Source organism: Bacillus cereus group sp. MYBK195-1, from assembly GCF_051916605.1.
Taxonomy (GTDB): domain Bacteria; phylum Bacillota; class Bacilli; order Bacillales; family Bacillaceae_G; genus Bacillus_A; species Bacillus_A cereus.
Genome location: NZ_JBQAGZ010000009.1, coordinates 109,288 through 130,181 on the forward strand (window position 1 = coordinate 109,288; position 20,894 = coordinate 130,181).

Consider the following 20,894-nt stretch of genomic DNA (forward strand, 5'->3'; position numbering starts at 1 on the left):
ACCTAATTATATATTTTTCCTTCTTTAGAAAATGATACATGCATTTTGCAATTATATCACTTTCTACATCGTGTATTAACCAAAAACGTACTATTTTTTCCCATTAACTTTCACTTACTTCATTATATAACGAAGTGAGTCAAAGTATGAATACAAAATGACCAAATCGGTTTTACATTCAATAATAACAAATATATATGAAATGTCATAAAAAATACAAGTATTTTCTCTTGGAAATACTTGTATTCCAAAAAAAAATCCTCACAGCTTTTATTCTCTGTGAGGATTTCTTCTATTATATATCCAATTGAACCTCTACACCGAAATGATCTGAAATTACATTTCTGTTTGTACCATTAAAAATAACTTTTGAAGAATGAACTTTTTTACTTTGGTTACACAATATTAGATCGATTCGCAAATTATGTTTATTTTCATCCCAACCAGCAATCTCACCTTGGACAGTCGTTCCTTCATCCTTCTCTATTGCTAATTCATATGTGTCATACAACCCTTTTTGCATCATATACTCATAACCTTCGCCTTCCAACCGAGCATTGTTATTAAAATCCCCCATTAAGAAGGCGAGCTTATTGCTATCTACATGCTCCATCAAACGATCGACTTGACCTTCGAATGACTCTTCTTCATCATTCCACCAACCGAGATGGCAAGAGTAAAACGTTATATCCTTACCATTATAAGCAATTGTTGTACTTACAATTTTACGCGTTTTCCAATACGTTGTATCCTCGTTTTCTGAAATGAAGAACGTATCTTCTTTTATAATATTATGCTTCGTTATAATCGCTAATCCTTCTTCGTACACGTCATAACCAATATGAGAGAAATCCCAAGTAATATTGTAATCTTTTACATGTAGCGCTTTTAACTCTTCTAACAGTAAAAGTCCAAAATTATCTTTTTTCTTGTTACCGCATACATTTTCAGCTTGTATGGACTGACTTACTTCTTGCAATGCGATGACATCGTACTCTTCTTCTTGAATTACTTTAGCAAGGTATTGTATCTTTTCTATTTGATTCTCTTCTTGCCAAGAATGACAGTTTAAAGTTAGCAATTTCATATTATTACGCACCTAACATATCTTGAATGTCTGACTTTAATACGTCAGCTTTCGGACCATATACCGCTTGTACACCTTTATCTTTTACAATAAGTCCTAAAGCACCATTTTGTTTCCACTGTGCTTCTGGTGCAACAACATCTAAATCTTTTACTGTTACACGTAAGCGTGTCATACAAGCATCTACGTCAGCAATATTTTCTTTTCCACCTAATAAATCGATAACTTTTGTTGCTAATGAACCGTCTTGTACATTTCCTGTTCCTTCTGATGCCTCATCTTCATTATCAATATAGTTACCTGCACGCCCTGGTGTTGGTAAATTGAATTTTTTAATTAAGAAATTAAATAGTGTAAAGTTAAGACCGAAGAACACTAATGAAACAATAACAAAGTTGATTAAGTCTCTTGTTAAACCTGCGTTAACCATCATTGGTGTACGAGTAATTAACTCAATGAATCCAAATGCATGAACACGTAAGTTAATTAAATCAGCTAGCGCGAATGCAAGCCCTGTTGTAATAGCATATACAACATATAATACTGGAGCAATAAACATGAACATGAATTCAATTGGTTCTGTTACACCTGTTAAGAATACTGCTAATGCTGCTGATAAAAACATTGGTTTATATTTTGCACGCTTTTCTTTATCAACGTTACGGAACATCGCAAATGCAATCCCCATTAACGCTGCTGTTGAGCCAATAACTTGTCCAGCTTTGAAACGAGCTGGTACAACGTTATTTAATAAATCGTTATATGCCTTCGTATCTCCATTTGCTAATAAATTATTTAAATCTGTAATCCATGCAAGCCATAATGGATCTTGTCCTGCTACAACTTGTCCAACTTTTGAACCAGTTAGCATCGTATATGTTCCGCCTAGCTCTGTATAGTTCATCGGAATCGTTAACATATGGTGTAAACCAAATGGTAATAATAAACGCTCTAACGTTCCATATACAAACGGTGCAACAACTGGTGCACTATCTTTTGAAGCTGCAATCCAACGACCAAATTCATTTAACCCACTTTGGATGAATGGCCATAGAAGTGATAATACAATCGCAGTAACGGTAGACCAAAGAATTACAACGAATGGCACAAATCGTTTTCCATTAAAGAATGCTAATGCCTGTGGCAATTTATTATAGTTATAATATTTGTTATATAGATTAGCTCCTAAGAAACCTGTGATAATCCCTACGAACACTCCCATGTTTAATGCTGGTGCACCAAGTACAGAAGTAAAGTAATCTTTTACAAGTAAATCTCCTGCTATTACTGAAGAAACTGTCGCTTTTGAATCCGCTAACATTTGAGTGTTTACGCCAAATATAGCTCCTGTAATTCGGTTTGTTAAGACGAATGCTAATAGCGCTGCAAATGCACCACCTGCACGATCCTTCGCCCAAGATCCCCCAATTGCTACTGCAAATAAGATGTGTAGATTTGTAATGATTGCCCAACCAATGTCTTCCATTACGCGAGCGATTGTATGAACTGCGTTAACATCCCCAGCAGACATACCAATTAACTTACCGATGGAAATCATTAAACCAGCTGCTGGCATTACGGCTACAACAACTAATAACGCTTTCCCGAACTTTTGCCAAAAATCAAAAGACGTAATTTTCATCTGTTCTTCCTCCCCTTTATTTATAACAACATAATGATTTAAATTATAATTTCTGTCCCTTTTATGAAAACGATTCCTCATATCATTTTTCTTTTTACGCAACCGTTTTCATAAATCTATTTTAATAAAAGCGTTTTCACTTTGCAATAGAAATTTATTTTTTTTCATAAAAAAAGATGCTCAAAGAGCATCCTTTTTTATTATGAAATGCGATAAACCCTTGTTTCATAAGGTTTTAAAACAATTGTTGTTACTTCTTCATATTCTGCAACTTCATAGTTATTTAAAAGCAAACGTTTGCGTTCTAGTGCAAATGAACCCTCATTATACACAGCTTCCTCTTTTGAGATATTACTAATTACAATGACTTTTTCATCCTGTAACGTACGTGTATATGCATAAATTTGTGGATCGTCTTCTAAAAGTAAATCGTACGTACCATAGTTCAGTACATCGTGCTCTTTTTTCAGGGCAATCATTTTCTTATAGAAATTGAAAATAGACTTTTCTTCATTTTTTTGCTTCTCAACATTAATTTCTTTGTAATTTGGATTCATGCTAAACCAAGGTGTACTTGTTGTGAAACCAGCATTAATCTCATCATTCCACTGCATAGGTGTACGTGAATTATCGCGGCAAGAAGCCCATATAATCTCCATCATATCTTGATGTGGTACGCCCTCTGCAATTTTCTCGCGATATAAATTTTTAATTGCTACATCATCGTAATCTTCAATATTTGGTAACTGAACATTTGTCATACCAATTTCTTGTCCTTGGTAAATAAACGGTGTACCGTGCATAAAGAAATACATCGCTCCTAGAGCTGTTGCACTTTCACGCCAATATTGTTTGTCATCTCCCCATGTTGAAACGATACGTGGTTTATCGTGATTCTCAATATATAAAGCGTTCCATCCTTTATTTTCTAATCCTTTTTGCCATTTCGTTAATACTTTTTTCAATCCTACAACATCAAGGTCTTTCTTCTTCTCTGCATCCCATAAACTTAAATGTTCAAACTGGAATACCATATTGAACTTACCTTGCTCTTCTCCAACCCAAAGCTCAGCATCTTCAATCTTAACGCCATTTGCTTCACCAACAGTCATAATATCGTACTTAGAGAATGTATTTTCTTTTAGCTCTTCTAATAAAGGTTGAATACCTTTCACATTCATATGTTTATCAAAAGATGGCACATATTTTAACTCTTTTGGATTTGGCATATCCTTAAGGCCTTCTTCTTTTTTAATATGACTGATCGCATCAACGCGGAAACCATCAATACCTTTATCAAGCCACCAATTAACCGTATCATATAGTACTTCGCGAACTTCTTTATTCTCCCAGTTCAAATCTGGTTGTTTACGTGAGAATAGATGTAAATAATATTGTTCTGTTTCTTCATCATATTCCCATGCCGAACCATTAAAAATACTTTCCCAGTTGTTTGGCTCCGCACCATCTTTACCATCCTGCCAAATATACCAATCACGCTTCGGATTATCTTTAGATGAACGTGATTCAATAAACCATGGATGTTCATCACTCGTATGATTAATAACTAAATCAATAATAAGCTTCATATCACGCTTATGAACTTCATCTAGTAAAGCATCAAAGTCTGCCATTGTACCAAACTCATCCATAATATCTTGATAATCACTAATATCATAACCATTATCATCATTAGGCGATTTATACATTGGACAAATCCAAATTACATCTATACCTAAATCTTTTAAATAATCCAGTTTTGCAATAATACCTTGTAAATCTCCAATACCATCACCATTTGAATCCATAAAGCTTCGTGGATAAATTTGATAAGCAACCGCTTCTTTCCACCATGTCTTATTCATAGTCATTCTCTCCTTTTGCATCCCATCGGAATTTTTATGCAAACGTTTTCGTAACACTATCATAACAAAATATGAACAGTTTGCAACTGTTTTCATTGAACTCTATGTAGATTCTTTATTCTTATGCTTTATTTATTTCTCACAAAGGTAAATCTCATTCTTCACCTCTCCTTGTCCATGCGTATTACAGACATTTTTCATATATTAATAAAAAGCTCTGATTATTTTAGAAAGGAATAATAAATTGAAGTAAACAAAATTAACAGGTCGTATCATTGTTCCCACAAATCCTAACTATGACGTAGCCCGAATGAATTTAAATTTAAGTATTCCAAAACTCCCTTGTATTATTGTTTTTTGTCAAAATAACAAGGATGTCTGTAACGCCTTAAAATGAGCACGTGAACGTCATATACCATTTCGGTTAAGAAGTGGGCGTCATTGCTATGAAAATTTTTCTCTTTTAAATAGAGGACTTATTATTGATGTGAGTGAAATGCATCGCATTACTGTTAATACAGAGAAATTAACAGCAACAATTGAGGCTGGTGCAAATCTTGGCACTGTTTATAAAGAACTTTGGAATTATGGTGTTACAATTCCTGCTGGTACAAGTGCAAGCGTTGGAATTGTTGGATTAGCACTTGGCGGTGGTATTGGTATGCTTTCGCGCTTATTTGGATTAACATGTGATCAATTAATGGAAGTGAAAATGGTACAAGCGTGTGGAAAATTTGGTGTAAAACTCATTCGTGCAAATGAACAAGAGAACTCTAACCTTTTTTGGGCATGCCGTGGTGGCGGTGGTGGCAACTTCGGAATTGTCACTTCCTTAACTTTTCGAGTCCACCCGATAAAAAATGTATCAATTTTCTCAATTACATGGGAACGGGAAGACTTTATTGCTGCATTTCAAGCGTGGCAAAACTGGGTACCTTATATAGATGAACGTCTCACTTCATCGATCGAATTATTCGCCAAACAACGAAATAAAATTGAAGCACAAGGCGAGTTTGTCGGTTCTCCCTCTGAACTCCATTCCCTATTATCCCCTCTTCTTGAAACTGGTAGCCCCTCTCTCTTTATAGAAGAAGTTCCTTATATAAAGGCTGTTGAATTTTTTAATGGCGGTAACATCCCTGAAAATTTCAAGCGCTCTGGTTCCTGTGTCTATAAACCTATTCCCCTTAAAGGCATTCAAATCATGCAATACTTTCTTTCTCATGCACCAAATAAAGATGCTAGTATTTGGCATCAATCGCCCATAGGTGCTGTTGAAAATATTTCGCCGAATAAAACGGCTTATTTTCATCGTAAAGCAATTATTTCTCAAGAATACATTACCTCTTGGAAATGCGATGATGAAGAAAATCGAAATATACGCTGGGTTAAAGGTTTACGAGAAAACTTAGATCCTTATACATTAGGTGACTATGTGAACTGGCCCGATATCGACATTAAAAATTGGCAAACTAGTTATTATGGCTCTAACTTTCACAGATTACGTAAAGTAAAAATCATGTATAATCCTTGTGATGTTTTTCATTTCCAACAAAGTATTCCTCCTTTTCATACGTGAAAAAAGGGATAACATAAAAAAATCACCCAATATACCGTTACCTCGCAGTATGTTGGATGATTCAAGTTGATTTTCTATATCGTTTCAAATTCTTGCTCCTACTCATAAACTTTTACTTATAGATTAATTGTATTTCGTATCATTTTCATGCAATGAATGTAATTTAATATTTGGTACTTTATCTTTTTCAATACCTCTATTATAAGAAACAGGAACTTGAAATTCGAATTGCTTTGTCTCATGTTTTTGTAAATAGACTGGTTTCGGTACTGGATAGCTTTTTGAATTCTCGTTTGCATTATCATATAAAACAACTTTTAATGCTTGTGAATGATTACGATAATTTTTTAAAGTAACAATGCACTTCGGTTGGATATTCTCTCCATTTTTCTCCATTCTACAATGGCTATCATCTTTTTTATATTCTATTGCTTCTACGCCTGTTTTTCCTGCATAGTACCATGTTTTATTCAATGTCTGGAGGATGTTATTTAAAATAAACGGCATCATTAAAATTAAAATACTAATGCCTACTACTTTTATCTTATTCGTTTTTCTAAATGTACTAGACTCCTTTTTTCCTAGCCATTTTAAAAATAATATAAATGCAATTACATGTAGTATGAAAGAAACAATCAATATATTTGAGACTTTATAATCCATATAGACATACGTATGTATCGGAACCTTATAGACATTGAATAGTTTTTCCCCAATTAATTCATTATCATTTGGAATTTTTAATAATAACAAAACCCCTATACTGTAACAAATAGCTACTAATCGATCATACTCAATACGAATCATTCTTTCTCCCCTTCACTTTGTATTTTATTATCGATTTTAGCTATTATTACCATACTATACAATCTTTTTATAGAGGATAACGTAAAAAAGTTCCTTATAAATATATAAAGAACCTTATTAATATACACTATGAATTAAAAAATCAATATACAATTTTCACATTGAAATTTCTTCAAAATATGTTGGATCATGTATTGTAATTTTTTTATCTAAAATTGTAACAATGCTATCATTTTTTAATTGTTTTAATACGCTGCTAACTGTCTCTCGAGATGTTCCAGATATTTTGGATATTTCAATTGTTGTAAGTGGACATGAAATTACAATCTTTTCCCCACTCTGTTCTCCTAAATCCTGCATTAAATAATTTAACGTTTGGATAACACGATCTTGTGCATTAGGAATTGTAATATTTTGCACTCGATTTTCGTTCAATTTTAATATAGATGATAATTGCTGAACAACGTACATCAATTGCGTTCTGCTGGATTTTACCATATCTTCAAAGATTACCGTTGGAATATAATATACCTCCACATCCGTCATTGCTTCTGCTGTATAGTTATATCCTCTGTCTGTAAACATACCACCATAAGGAAAAATAGAATATCGCTTTACATAGTCATCGTATAATAAGTTTCCATTTTGATTAACCCGCTCTAACTTTACAAAACCATCTAACATGAAGTAGATTCTTTCCCTTGAATCTCCTTCTAAAAATAAAAATTGACCTTTTTTATAAGTTCGCCAATAAACAAACTCTGTTAAGCCTTTCAATTTTTTTTCTGTTAAATGAGCAAATAATTCGAACTGCTTTAAGTCCTTAACTACGTTCCGTCTATTCATAAAATTCCCTCTCTCTTGCTGTATGTTGGAGCGAAAAATCAAGAAAGCGTATTCAATTTGAATTTTATCATAATTAACTTACATATTCAGATTTCATCATGAAAACTTTATGAACAATAAATACAAAAAATATTAATAAATAAAAAGAATGAAGTTACTAACTTCATTCTTTTTTACTAATAAGTAGCGTACATAATAATTTAAACATATATGCATACATTCTGTTTTGAAATAATAGTACCGGCTTTTTCTTCTAGTGCTTCATATACTTTTTCTAAAGACGTAATAATTGTTTTTCTTTTTGGATTTGTATTAACAAAATTAATAGCAGCTTCAATTTTGGGAAGCATGCTTCCCGCAGCAAATTGTTGTTCTTCAATATATTCTTCTAATTGATTCACTGTGACATGCTCTAATTTTTTTTGATTCGGTTGATTATAATTTACATACACATGATCAACTGCAGTTAAAATAACGAGCGTATCGGCATCTACTAATTCTGCTAATTTCTGCGCAGCGAAATCTTTATCGATAACCGCTTCAGTTCCTTCTAACCCTTCTTCGGAATCAATTACTGGAATTCCACCTCCGCCAACAGCTATCACTATATTTCCATCTTCGACCAAAGAATTAATCACTTTATGTTCATGAATACTTACAGGCTTCGGTGATGGAACAACGCGTCTCCACCCTCTACCAGCATCTTCTTTAAACACTGCTTTTGTTTCATCCATTAATCTTCTGGCCTCTTCTTCTGTATAAAAAGGACCAATTGGTTTAGTTGGATTTTTAAATGCCTCATCTTTTTTATCCACAACAACACGTGTTATAACCGTTGCTACGTCTTTTTTTATATTCCGTTTTTTCAATGCCTTTTCAATCGCATTTTCCATCCAATATCCAATCATCCCTTGACTCATTGCCCCACAAGTATCTAATGGCATTGCAGGTGTCTTTTCCGTTTCTGCAGCTTTTTGCTGTAATAAAATATTCCCCACTTGTGGGCCATTTCCATGCGCAATTACTATATCTACATCATTTTCCATTATTTTCACAAGTTGTTCTGCCGTTTTTTCCAACGCTTCTTGCTGCGCTCCCGCAGTAGCTTCTCCAGACTGTATCGCATTTCCCCCTAGTGCAACTACAATTTTTCTTCGTGCCATATTCCAGCCCTCCAGTTGATTTCGCTTTCACAGCGCTTTATAAAGTAATACTGCCTGTAATTAATCCATAAATCGCAAAGAATGCTAAAGCACCAATTGCTACGGATGATGCTAATTCCACTCGAGTAAATATTTGCTTCGAACTCTTTTGCTTTTGAACATTGTAAAAAATAAAAATACCTGGCGCATATAAAGTCATTGTTAATAATAAATACTCTAAACCAGCTGCATAAACTAACCACACGCCATAAATACTGGCTATCAAACCAATTACTATATTTTTATTTCGATCTACTTCTTCAGAATTTAAGCTATGCTTCAGTTGATAAAATGCTGAAAAAGCATATGGAATTAAAATAGCTGAAGATGCTAAAGAGAATGCAAAGTTATACGCCTGATCAGAAACAACGAATGTTAACAAGAACATTTGTATTAAACCATTTGTTATCCACAATGAATTTACTGGAGCCTTATTTTTATTTTCTTTTGCGAACCATTTTGGAAATACTCCATCTTTAGCCGCTAAATATGGAATTTCAGAAGCGAGCAAAGTCCAACCTAACCAAGCACCTAATACAGAGATGACCAAACCTAAATTAATAAAGATAGCACCCCATTTTCCAACAACACTTTCAAATAAATAAGCCATAGCCGGATTTTTCAAACCCGCAATATCTGCTTGCTGCATAAGTCCAAGAGACAATAATGTGATTAAAATATAAATGATGAGTGTACCAATTAAGCCAATAACGGTTGCTTTCCCTACATCACTTCTATTTTTTGCTCGACTGGATAAAACAACAGCCCCTTCTACCCCAATGAATACCCATAAAGTTACAAGCATTGTACTTTTAACTTGGCTGCCAACTGCTCCCCATGAAAAAGAACCAGTTTGCCCCCAAAATCCATCTAAGAACGTATCAATATGAAACGCGAAGATTCCTATGACAATAAATACAAATACAGGTACTAATTTTGCGATTGTAGTTACTAAATTCACAAGTGCTGCTGATTGAACTCCACGTAAAATTAACATGTGAACACACCATAATAATACGCTTGCACCAATAATGGACGCTACATTTTGCCCGCCTTCAAAGATTGGGAAGAAATATCCTAATGAAGAAAACAATAATGTACCGTAAGCTACATTTCCAAGCCAAGCAGATAGCCAGTATCCCCACGCACTATTAAACCCCATAAAATTACCAAATCCTGCTTTTGCATAGCTAAAAATACCACCATCTAAATCTGGCCGTTTTACAGTTAGATTTTGAAAAGATAATCCAAGTGCAATCATCCCAATTCCTGTTATAACCCAGCCAATAATAATGGCTCCAGCACCAGCACCTTTTGCCATATCACTCGCTAAATTAAAGGCTCCACCGCCAATCATAGACCCAACTACAAGAGCCGTTAGTGTAAACAACCCTAATTTCTTATCTTCACCCATTCCACTCACCTCTCTTAAATTGCAATAACAATACAAAAGCAATAGTGAATGATCGTGTCTAAAGGAGGAGAAAGAAGAAAGGAAGACTCCCTTTCTTCTTTACTCCATGTTTCCTAAAGTAGCTGCCATAACCGCTTTAATTGTATGCATTCTATTTTCAGCTTGATCAAATACTTTTGAATGTTTACTGCGGAATACTTCGTCAGTTACCTCCATTTCTTTCAACCCATATTTCTCATAAACTTCTTCGCCATACATCGTTTCAACATCATGAAATGCAGGTAAACAATGTAAGAAAATCACGTTTTCATTCCCTGTTGCTTTAATCATTTTCATATTTACTTGATAAGGTTTCAATAACTCGACACGTTCAGCAAATTTTTCTTCTTCCCCCATAGACACCCATACATCTGTATAAATTACATCTGCATTCGCAACAGCTTCTTCCACATTACTTGTTATCATTACCTGTTCATTATATTTTTTTGCTAAATCAATTACTTCTTGTGCAGGCCATAAAGATTCCGGTGTACAAATACATACATCCATTCCAACGATTGCTCCACCAACTAGTAAGCTATTAGCAACATTATTTCGTCCATCGCCAACGTAAACGAGCTTCACATTTTTCAATTTCCCTATATGTTCTCTAATTGTTAATAAATCTGCTAGTGTTTGTGTTGGATGCCACATATCTGTTAATCCATTCCAAACCGGCACACCAGAATTTTGTGCTAAAGATTCTACAGTTTCATGATTAAATCCACGAAACTCAATTCCGTCAAACATACGCCCTAACACTTTTGCTGTATCCTCTACAGATTCTTTTTTCCCAAGTTGAATATCACCTTTCCCTAAATATTCAGGATTTGCCCCTAAATCTGTACATGCTACTGTAAATGCACAACGCGTACGAGTAGAAGTTTTTTCAAATAAGAGCGCTACATTTTTACCTTCTAAATAATGATGCGGAATACCATTTTTCTTTTTCTCTTTTAATTCTGCTGCCAAATCTAGAAAATATAACAATTCTTCTTGTGTAAAATCTTTTTCTGCTAGAAAGCTTCTTCCTTTTAAATTTGGTCTAGTCATTAACATAATTCATCCCTACTTTCTCCGTTATTTATACTAAATATCTTTACGAACAATTGGCATACTCATGCAACGTGGACCCCCACGACCACGAGATAATTCCGAACTTAGAACCTCAATCACTTCTATACCGTGTTCCCGTAATAACGTATTAGATACATAGTTGCGATCATATGTAACAACTACACCTGGCGCGATTGCTAATGTGTTCGAGCCATCATTCCATTGTTCACGAGCAGAAGCAATTACATCTCCTCCTCCACATGGAATTAGAACTAATTCACTTAAGCCTAATACCTCTTTTAATGCTTCCATTAAAGAAGTACGATGTGTAATTTTAAGAGTTTCCTCATCTGATCCTTTTTCTAAAATATAAATATTCATATTCCCTTTTGGCCCTTGAATGGCTGGATGAATTGTAAACTTGTCATAATCAACCATTGTAAATACTGTATCTAAATGCATAAATGCTCGGCATTTTGGAATTTCTATTGCTAACACTTTCTTAATTTTATTTTGTCGGCTAAAGAGATTTTTAGCTAAACGTTCAATTGCTTTAGCTGAAGTACGAGCAGATACTCCAATCGCAATTGTTTCTTCATTTAAAATTAGCTCGTCGCCACCTTCAATTGGAAATTTATAATCACGATCTAACCAGATTGGTACATTATGTTTTGCAAATCTTGGATGATATTTAATGATGTACTCCATGAATAATGATTCACGTCTACGCGCTGGTTCTCTCATCTTATTTATCGTTAAGCCATCGCCCACGCTAGCTGCTGGATCACGAGTAAAATATAAATTAGGCATTGGATCTAAGTAAAACGGATAGTGATCTTCCATTAATTCATATAAATGTGTCTTCTTACTTGTTTCAATTTCGTTTTTCCGTACACCGCCCATAATTTTTTGAATTAATTCTTCATTTGAAAAGGAAAGTAAATATTCTTTTAAAGTTTGATGTGCAACATTTACGTCGGCCTGTCCTTCTTTTAAAATACGATCAACAAATTCTTCTCGAAGTTTTTTATCTACTAACGCCTCAGCGGCTAGTTTTTCTAAATAAAGAACTTCAACACCCCGATTGCGTAACGTTTGTGCAAAATAATCATGCTCTTTTTGAATAATTGGTAAGTATGGAATATCGTCAAATAATAATTGCTGCAAATAATCTGGCGTCAAGTTTTCCACTTCTTTACCCGGTCGTTTTAATAAAACCGTTTGTAATTCTCCAATTTCTGAAGTAACATGTATCGGATGTTTCATTTGTTGTACCTCCTTTTAAATATGTTTGATGTCTTACAAGTACATAATAAATGCTCTGCACTTTCATCTTTGTGAAAGTATCCACATTATCATTGTGAAATATTAAACAAGTTATTTTTTTAAAATCATACGAATATGTATTTTTATAACAAACTATCTCGCTTTCTCAATAAAAAATACATATATTACGCATATATGTTGAATATTTAACTTCCGTATTTAAACAAAAATCCTGTTTTTAATTTTATTAAAAACAGGATTTTTGCATCTAAATAATTAAATTTAATCTTTCTTCTATAATCTCCCTATCTGATTTCGACTGTGAAATTATAAGGCATGTATCATTTCCGCATATACATCCTATTTTTTCTTTCCAATCTAACTCATCAAATAAAACACCAATAACATGTGCATTACCAGGTAATGTTTTAATAACCATTAATTGATCTACACAATCAATTTTTACAACAACTTCTCGTAATTTTTTCTTTAACTTTATATCAGTTTGTACATGCTCTTCTGAGAAAACTTTATATATCATTAATCCTTCTTGAGAAGGTACCTTCGTTAAGTTTAACTCACGAATATCGCGAGAAACCGTAGCTTGTGTTACTAATACATCTTTTTTTGCTAACAATTCTACTAATCTTTCTTGCTTATCTATTTCATACTCCTTTACAAATTGTTTAATTAACCGTTGTCTTTTTTCTTTTTTCATAAAAGACACCCCTTTTAATATTATAGCTCGCTATAATTTTCATCCGAAAGGGACAGAAAAGAATGTTGCGGAAACGTTCATAGTTTAAATGTAAATATTAAATCAAGCTAAATAAAAAAGAGAAGAACAGCATTCTGTTCTTCTCTTTTACATTGAAAATCGTTCAATTGTTTGTTTCAAATCAGTTGCTTGCTTCTCTAAATCCTTTAATAATTGATCGATTACTATCATATTTTTAGACTGTTGTAGCGTCACACGCGCCACTTCTTGCGAACCAGCTGACGTTTCTTCAGCAATTGCTGCTACAGCTTTTGTTTGTGCTCCTGTTTGATGAATGTGGCTCACTTGTTCATTCATATAACTACTAATTTGCTGAGTTGCATCGGCTACTTCCATAACACTTGATGACATTTCTTTTAAAATTAATTCCGTAGCTTCCCCACGTTTCGCCTCTTCTTTAGCTATTTTCACTTGTTCTGTCATTTTCATTGCAACTTGTTGTACTTCATCTTGCATATTCCGTAATAACTGCGATATGTTTCTTGCAGAATGATCACTTTCATCAGCAAGTTTACGTACTTCTTCCGCAACAACCGCAAAGCCTCTTCCATGCTCTCCTGCGCGAGCTGCCTCAATAGAAGCATTTAGTGCTAATAAATTCGTTTGGCTAGCAATCGCACTCACAACAGACACAATATGTTCTACTTGTTTCATTCGTTCTTCTAACTTCTGTACATTTTGCATTGAATCTTCATTTTCTTTTGCCAATGTTTGAATACCTTGAATTAAAGACGTAAAGACACGAGTACTATGCCCTAAAGCTTCAACCATTTCTGAAGACAATGTATCAGACTGCTTCGCTTTTTCTTCTACTTCACTTGCAATAGAAGTCGTTGTATCAACAGCAGAAACAATTGCTTGAATTGATGCCGCTGATTGCTCAGCGCCTGAAGAAATTTCTGCAAGTGTCTCTGATACACCTTGCGCTTGTCTCGTTGCTTCGCCTGTTTGTTTTCTAATCTGCTGTACTTGATTATTTGTATACGAAAATGTTGTATCAATATTTTTTACCATGCCCCTTAAGTTTCCTAACATCATATTAAATGCAACACTTAAAGATTTAATTTCATCATCTGTCTTCGGTAATGGAACATCTTCACGAATATCACCCTCAGCTGCTTTTCTTGCCGCTTCCTCTAACTTGCGAAGCGGTTTAATTAAAAATACGGCTGCTCCATATGCTAAAATTCCAGACCATACTACCCCTAATAACATAACGATAATATTATATACAGTTTGACTTACATAACTTTGAAAATAATCGTATATCACGTAAATAAAAAAGATACTTGTTGAATATGTAATAAAAGCTAAAACTGTAGTGAATAGCATAAGTTGTGTACGTAATCCAAAAGAAAATGTTTTCCTTTCTTTTTCCATCTTCCCTTTCCCCCTTTTTATAAGCAATATAAATACTACCTATATATTATTATCCATATTTTCATCATAGAAGGATATAGAGATTTCAAAAAATATTATTTCTTTGAATATCAAATTGCACGAAAAAAATAAAGGATTCTGACAATTTATGACTAATAACAGAAATAAGGGGCAACATTTGTAAAATATATTTTTAACTGGGGGTTTTGTATGATTCAAGTTCGAAATCTAGTAAAATCATTCGGTTCACTTGATGTGTTAAAAGGAATTGATTTAGAAGTAAAAGAAAAAGAAGTTGTTGTTTTAATTGGTGCCAGTGGTTCTGGTAAAAGTACATTACTTCGCTGTCTTAACTTTTTAGAAATGTACGATGAAGGCGAAATTCACTTACAAGGTGAGCGAATTGAGCCAAAGCATTCAAATTTAAATAAAGTCCGTGAAAATGTCGGTATGGTTTTTCAGCACTTTAACCTCTTTCCTCATATGACCTCACTAGAAAACATCATAGAAGCACCTATTCACGTAAAAAAATTAGAGAAAGCAAATGCAAAGGATATTGGAACTCAACTTCTCCAAAAAGTCGGCCTTCAAGATAAAGCAGATGTAACTCCTCATCTTCTTTCAGGTGGTCAAAAACAGCGCATTGCCATTGCACGAGCTCTTGCAATGAGCCCTAAGATTATGCTATTTGATGAGCCTACCTCAGCTTTAGACCCTGAACTTGTTGGAGAAGTATTGCAAGTTATGAAAGAACTTGCTGAAGAAGGGATGACAATGGTTATTGTTACTCATGAAATGAATTTCGCAAGAGATGTAGCTGATCGCGTCATCTTTATGGATGATGGAAAGATTGTAGAAGATGCTCCGCCAGCACAATTCTTTTCAGCTCCATCACATGAACGGGCAAAACAATTTTTACGCAACGTTTTATAATGTAACTTTTGTTTCGAACGAAAAAGAATACATTCATACGGTGCACAACTAATCATCCAAATAAAATATTTCAATAACATACTAAAAAACCATCCGTATGATCAATATATAGGAGGGATTTTATGAAAAGAAAACTATTAACCATTGTTGCTAGCATTACACTATGTACATCTTTCATACTAGGAGCTTGTAGCAAAGAAAGCTCTACTACTTCAACAAATGGTGAAAAAGAATTTCGCTATGCGATGAGTGGATTATACAAACCTTTTAACTATAAAGAAAATGACGGCAAACTTGTCGGTTTTGATGTAGAAATCGGTGAAGCTCTTGCTAAAAAGATGAACATGAAGGCTACGCCAGTTACAAACCCATGGGAAACGCTGATTCAAGGTCTTCAAGCGAAGAAATATGATGTAATACTGGGTAGTATGGCAATTACAGAGGAGCGCTTAAAAGCTGTTAGTTTCTCAAATCCGTACTATCGCTCCGGCGCCCAAATTTTTGTAGCTAAAAAGAATAACGCTATCTCTTCTCCAGAAGATTTAAAAGGTAAGAAAATTGGTGTTGTAAAAGCTAGTACCTTTAAAAATCTTGTTGCAAAATATACAGATCAAATCACAGAATATGACAGCGATATTACTGCTCTTATGGATTTAGAGCCTGGGCGTGTTGACGCAGTAATTACGGATCAAATGGTTGGTCTACGTATGATAAAAGAAGGAAAATCAAATATAAAAGAAGCTGGAAAACCATTAAATCTTGATGAAATGGGAATTGCTATTCGCAAAGATGATAAAGAAATGGTTGAGAAAGTAAATAAAGCGTTAGATGAAATCATTAAAGATGGTACGTATGAAAAGATCAGTAAAAAATGGTTCGGGCGTAATATTCTCGGTGAAGAGGAAAAAACGAAGTAAGTTAGCCATTCAAAAGATTCATAAACAGTGCCCCACTGATTAATTGTTCATTTCATGTGGGGCATTTCATTCTCTACTAAAATCTATACAATATGAGGTGAAACGCATGTTTGAAATTTTTATCTCTACCTATCCCACACTCTTAAAGGCTACTATTGTCACATTACAATTAACATTAACCTCCCTAGTACTCGGTTCATTAATTGGATTATTATTTGCTTTCTTTCGAATCTCGAATAACAAAGTTTTAAATAGCATTGCTCATATCTATATTGCTATTATTCGTGGTACACCTTTAATCGTTCAAATCGCAATTCTCTATTTTGGCATTACATCTGTCATTGTTTTCTCCCCTTTTTGGGCAGGAGCAATCGCTTTAGCAATTCATAACGGTGCATATATTACGGAAATTTTCCGGGGATCCATTCAATCCGTCGACCGGGGACAATTGGAAGCCGCTCGCTCCTTAGGTATGCCTTATCCTTTAGCTATGCGCCGGATTATATTACCACAAGCATTTCGTCTGTCTCTTCCTCCTCTAGGAAACCAATTTATTATCGGATTAAAAGACTCTTCACTTGTCGCTTACGTAGGACTGTCCGAATTATGGGGATCAGGTTTATCAATTGCAGCAGGTAACTTCCAACAATTAGATACTTACATAATCGTTGGTGTATACTATCTCGTACTTGTTCTTCTATTTACTTATTTTGTTAATCTTTTAGAAAAACGACTACAACGAAAAGAAACTAACTCCGTCCAATTCCATAAAAAGAACAAAAAAGAAGTTTCTTTATAAGAAAAAGCAAGCCTGAGATGGCTTGCTTTTTCATTGCAAAAATATATTAATTTTTACTGATTTACTTTTTTAATACTCTTTTCTTCCTCTATATGTTCCTCACGATATGAAATATTATGAGGATCTAGTCCATTTCCTAAAGAACCATAGAAATGCTCTCTATGCGGATCCACTAATTCACTTCCTTGATAATACACACGTGGTGTATTCCATAGCGCTGCCAAAGCTTTTGTCATCGGCATCTCATGATAGCGTTCCGGCCACATTTCTTTAATCTTCTCTTTTACTAACGGATAGTATTTAGAACTCATAGCAGGAAACAGATGATGTTCTGTATGATATGAGAAATTGAAATGTAAAACGTCTACCCAGCGCGGCACTGTTACTGACAAACAGTTTGCTAACGGATCATTTACTGGAACAATTGGATTTAAGCGGTGATTTGTTGCGATATATGCCATTACAATAAAGTTAGCAATTAACAACGGAATGACATATGCAAATAACCATTTTCCAGGTCCCATAATAAACAATAAACTAATCCAAACTGTCCAAGGCAAAAGAAGTTGAAGCCATACAGATTTTTGATTGGATGACTTGAACTCTTTTATAAAATGAAAGAACATTCGAGTCGAATGCAATGTAAATTGAATTGTTAGTGACAGAAAACTAAAGAATGAACGTACATGTAAAGGCATACGATATACCCAACTCAAAAACTTACTCTTCTTAAGTTTCTCAAGTGTCGGCCATGCATCCGGATCATTCTCTTCATGCTGTGTATGAACATGATGCGTTGCATTATGCCACTTTCTCCAAAGCTTTGGCCCTGTTGATAATGGCATAAATGCAATCGCGCCTAAGAAGTCACGAAGCCATGCCTTTCTTACAACAGTTCCATGTAAAATTTCATGTCCTAAAAATCCAAGTGAAGCAAAACATAATCCAAGAACAATCGCAATTCCTAGATTCGCCCACACATTCAATTCAAATACACCAATCAATATTAACCCCGCCAATGCCACAAGCAAATAAGCCAGTCCACCAAATAAACGAGTAGGCACTGGTTTAAATGCTTTTTTCGGCAAATGTGGTGATACACGTGCTGCATACCACCCAAACGTATGAAGCTCCTTCATCCTTTTGCTCCTTTCTTATGCCGCGCCTTGCGCAACTTACATATATCAATTCTTGCTTCCAGATTGATTTTACTAGATGATCCAAAAAGCATCTATTATAAGGAAAATATACTCACTCTATCGTCACTTATTTTTCGCTTTTATTATCAATGAAAAACATTTCTCTTTTTACTCTCTATCAACCTTTCCACATGATGAATCATAACAATAGAATTTCTATATTGTCAACACCTTTTATGACCTAGTAATAAAAGTTGGTTATATTTTTATAATCATACTTTATTTCACTAAAGAAAATGTATATATTCCATAAGGATTTACCCACTCTATATAGACATTTTCTTAAACGCCATAGACTCTATCTCATTCAATAACTCCCTATGTAATCAACAAACAGAATCACTTGAATTTAGTTTTATATAAATCCTACTACTTCATAATGCCCCACCTAATTAATTATATTAAAATAATTTATAACCTCTTTTAATAAAAATAGACTATACTTCTAAAACAACACACATAAATTTCATATAATATGGAAATATTAAAAGGAAAATTGTTCTAAAATCAGGAGGTTTCCGCAATGACAAGTGATACATTTCCACAACTGCCGCTATCTTATTGGATTGAATCTACTCAGCTTCCTACTTTCCCTCGTTTATCCGAAAATATAAAGACGAAAGTTGCTATTATCGGTGCTGGTATTACAGGTATTACTACTGCCTATTTACTTGCAAAAGAAGGCATCGATGTTGTTTTAATTGATTCTGGTCGTATTTTAAACGGAACGACTGGGCATACAACAGCGAAAGTAACAGCACAACATGATCTTATTTATGATGAATTAATAAACCATTTCGGTGTAGAAAAGGCCGGGCTTTACTATGAATCAAATAATCAGGCTCTACAATTCATAAATGAAACTGTTCAAACATATAAAATCGACTGTAATTTCTCAAATGAAGATTCATATTTATATACAACTACCGATAACGGATTAAGAAATTTATCGAAAGAATATGAAGCTTATCAAAAATTAAATATACCTTGTGACTATGTTCAATCTCTATCGATTCCTATTCCAGTACAATCTGCGCTTATAATGAAAAATCAAGCACAATTCCATCCCCTTCTTTATTTAAAAACACTTTTAGAAAAGTTTGTGGAGATGGGCGGAAAGCTCTACGAACAAACAACAGCTATGGATGTGGAAAAGGGAGATCATCCACAAATAATTACAAAAGAGGGCCATCATATCACTTGTGAATATGTCGTCTCTTGTTCACATTTTCCTTTTTATGATGCGAATAGCTTTTTCTTTACGCGAATGTACGCAGAACGCTCCTACGCTCTTGCAATAAAAGCAAAAACGGATTATCCAGGTGGCATGTATTTGAGTATTGATGATCCAAAGCGCTCCTTACGCTATATAACAAACAATGGAGAAAAATTAATTTTGATTGGCGGAGAGAGTCATAAAACAGGACAAGGAATAAATACGATGCTTCATTATGAAGCACTTTATTCTTTTGCTGAAGCAACTTTTGGAATAGACGAAGTTCCTTATAGATGGTCAGCACAAGATTTAATCACTCTAGATAAGCTTCCTTATATCGGACATATTAACGAAAGAAATCCAAATATATTTGTTGCAACTGGATATCGCAAATGGGGCATGACAACTGGAACTGCTGCCGCTCACCTACTGAAGGACTCCATCCTAAAAGTCCACAGTCCCTATAAAGAACTGTATGCACCATCACGCTTCCATGCAAATCCAGATATAAAAACGTTCCTCTCCCAAAACATTGATGTTGCGAAACATTTAATTGAAGGAAAGATTGAAACCGCATTACGTAAGCCAGAAGATCTCGAAGTTGGTGAAGGATCTGTCGTACATGTTAACGGTAAACGAGCAGGTGCTTATAAGGACAAAGAAGGAAAATTACATATCGTCGATACAACTTGTACACATCTCGGCTGTGAAGTTGAATGGAATAATGGTGATTGTACTTGGGATTGCCCTTGCCATGGTTCTCGTTTTTCAATTGAGGGAGACGTTCTTGAAGGCCCAGCAGATCAACCGTTAAAACGAGTTGATAATGAATAAACAAATAAAGAAGTTCAACAGAATTACTGTTGAAC

At 34.3% G+C, this 20,894-nt stretch carries 15 protein-coding genes and 3 pseudogenes; 5 read left to right on the forward strand and 13 right to left on the reverse strand.

Going from position 1 to position 20,894, the window contains the following annotated elements; genetic code table 11:
- Window positions 1–295: 295 nt before the first annotated feature.
- The 3 genes from ACTFRY_RS25800 to ACTFRY_RS25810 all read right to left on the reverse strand — a co-directional run bounded on the left by ACTFRY_RS25800 (window position 296) and on the right by ACTFRY_RS25810 (window position 4,594).
- Complete coding sequence (locus ACTFRY_RS25800; protein WP_098616507.1) at window positions 296–1,087, reverse strand: endonuclease/exonuclease/phosphatase family protein; 792 nt, start codon at window positions 1,085–1,087, stop codon at window positions 296–298.
- A gap of 4 nt (window positions 1,088–1,091) precedes the next feature.
- Window positions 1,092–2,729 carry a PTS transporter subunit IIBC gene (locus tag ACTFRY_RS25805; protein ID WP_098616508.1) on the reverse strand — a complete coding sequence of 546 codons (1,638 nt, stop codon included), beginning with the start codon at window positions 2,727–2,729 and terminating at the stop codon, window positions 1,092–1,094.
- A gap of 200 nt (window positions 2,730–2,929) precedes the next feature.
- Window positions 2,930–4,594, reverse strand: coding sequence for a glycoside hydrolase family 13 protein (locus tag ACTFRY_RS25810; protein ID WP_098616509.1), 1,665 nt, complete (start codon window positions 4,592–4,594; stop codon window positions 2,930–2,932).
- A 271-nt stretch (window positions 4,595–4,865) separates the two neighbouring features.
- Here ACTFRY_RS25810 and ACTFRY_RS25815 point away from each other — a divergent pair.
- Window positions 4,866–6,173: pseudogene (locus ACTFRY_RS25815) on the forward strand (FAD-dependent oxidoreductase).
- 123 nt (window positions 6,174–6,296) lie between these two features.
- On the opposite strand, the gene ACTFRY_RS25820 reads toward ACTFRY_RS25815, so the two are convergent.
- The 9 genes and pseudogenes from ACTFRY_RS25820 to ACTFRY_RS25860 all read right to left on the reverse strand — a co-directional run.
- The gene (locus ACTFRY_RS25820) at window positions 6,297–6,980 is read right to left on the reverse strand and encodes a hypothetical protein (protein WP_000619193.1); all 684 of its coding nucleotides are present in this window, start codon (window positions 6,978–6,980) and stop codon (window positions 6,297–6,299) included.
- A gap of 156 nt (window positions 6,981–7,136) precedes the next feature.
- A complete protein-coding gene (locus ACTFRY_RS25825; RefSeq protein WP_001081905.1) occupies window positions 7,137–7,826 on the reverse strand; it encodes a Crp/Fnr family transcriptional regulator in 690 nt (229 codons plus the stop codon).
- 200 nt (window positions 7,827–8,026) lie between these two features.
- The gene (gene arcC, locus ACTFRY_RS25830; protein WP_098616510.1) at window positions 8,027–8,989 is read right to left on the reverse strand and encodes a carbamate kinase; all 963 of its coding nucleotides are present in this window, start codon (window positions 8,987–8,989) and stop codon (window positions 8,027–8,029) included.
- 37 nt (window positions 8,990–9,026) lie between these two features.
- Entirely contained in the window at window positions 9,027–10,442 is a 1,416-nt protein-coding gene (arcD, locus tag ACTFRY_RS25835; protein ID WP_000503402.1) for an arginine-ornithine antiporter, read from the reverse strand.
- 99 nt (window positions 10,443–10,541) lie between these two features.
- The gene (argF, locus tag ACTFRY_RS25840; RefSeq protein ID WP_000930288.1) at window positions 10,542–11,540 is read right to left on the reverse strand and encodes an ornithine carbamoyltransferase; all 999 of its coding nucleotides are present in this window, start codon (window positions 11,538–11,540) and stop codon (window positions 10,542–10,544) included.
- 30 nt (window positions 11,541–11,570) lie between these two features.
- Window positions 11,571–12,803: an arginine deiminase gene (gene arcA / locus ACTFRY_RS25845; RefSeq protein ID WP_000682331.1), complete on the reverse strand. Its 1,233-nt coding sequence runs from the start codon at window positions 12,801–12,803 to the stop codon at window positions 11,571–11,573.
- A gap of 268 nt (window positions 12,804–13,071) precedes the next feature.
- Window positions 13,072–13,521, reverse strand: a complete 450-nt coding sequence (gene argR, locus ACTFRY_RS25850; protein WP_000711827.1) for an arginine repressor — start codon at window positions 13,519–13,521, stop codon at window positions 13,072–13,074.
- Between the two features lie 147 nt (window positions 13,522–13,668).
- Window positions 13,669–14,241 (reverse strand): annotated as a pseudogene (locus ACTFRY_RS25855) (methyl-accepting chemotaxis protein); the annotation flags it as partial.
- A gap of 369 nt (window positions 14,242–14,610) precedes the next feature.
- A pseudogene (locus ACTFRY_RS25860) lies at window positions 14,611–14,961 on the reverse strand (HAMP domain-containing protein); the annotation flags it as partial.
- Between the two features lie 210 nt (window positions 14,962–15,171).
- Between ACTFRY_RS25860 and ACTFRY_RS25865 the strand changes: the two are divergent.
- From ACTFRY_RS25865 to ACTFRY_RS25875, 3 genes are all read left to right on the forward strand, one after another.
- Window positions 15,172–15,894 carry an amino acid ABC transporter ATP-binding protein gene (locus tag ACTFRY_RS25865; protein ID WP_000616934.1) on the forward strand — a complete coding sequence of 241 codons (723 nt, stop codon included), beginning with the start codon at window positions 15,172–15,174 and terminating at the stop codon, window positions 15,892–15,894.
- Between the two features lie 122 nt (window positions 15,895–16,016).
- Window positions 16,017–16,811: an ABC transporter substrate-binding protein gene (locus ACTFRY_RS25870; RefSeq protein ID WP_000823768.1), complete on the forward strand. Its 795-nt coding sequence runs from the start codon at window positions 16,017–16,019 to the stop codon at window positions 16,809–16,811.
- 43 nt (window positions 16,812–16,854) lie between these two features.
- Window positions 16,855–17,610: an amino acid ABC transporter permease gene (locus ACTFRY_RS25875; protein WP_115735448.1), complete on the forward strand. Its 756-nt coding sequence runs from the start codon at window positions 16,855–16,857 to the stop codon at window positions 17,608–17,610.
- Window positions 17,611–17,663: 53 nt separating this feature from the next.
- Here ACTFRY_RS25875 and ACTFRY_RS25880 read toward each other — a convergent pair whose 3' ends face one another.
- Complete coding sequence (locus ACTFRY_RS25880) at window positions 17,664–18,749, reverse strand: fatty acid desaturase family protein (protein WP_098616511.1); 1,086 nt, start codon at window positions 18,747–18,749, stop codon at window positions 17,664–17,666.
- 583 nt (window positions 18,750–19,332) lie between these two features.
- On the opposite strand from ACTFRY_RS25880, the gene ACTFRY_RS25885 reads away from it, so the two are divergent.
- On the forward strand, window positions 19,333–20,859 hold the full coding sequence (locus tag ACTFRY_RS25885; RefSeq protein ID WP_000199992.1) for an FAD-dependent oxidoreductase: 1,527 nt from the start codon (window positions 19,333–19,335) through the stop codon (window positions 20,857–20,859).
- The last annotated feature ends 35 nt before the right edge of the window (window positions 20,860–20,894 follow it).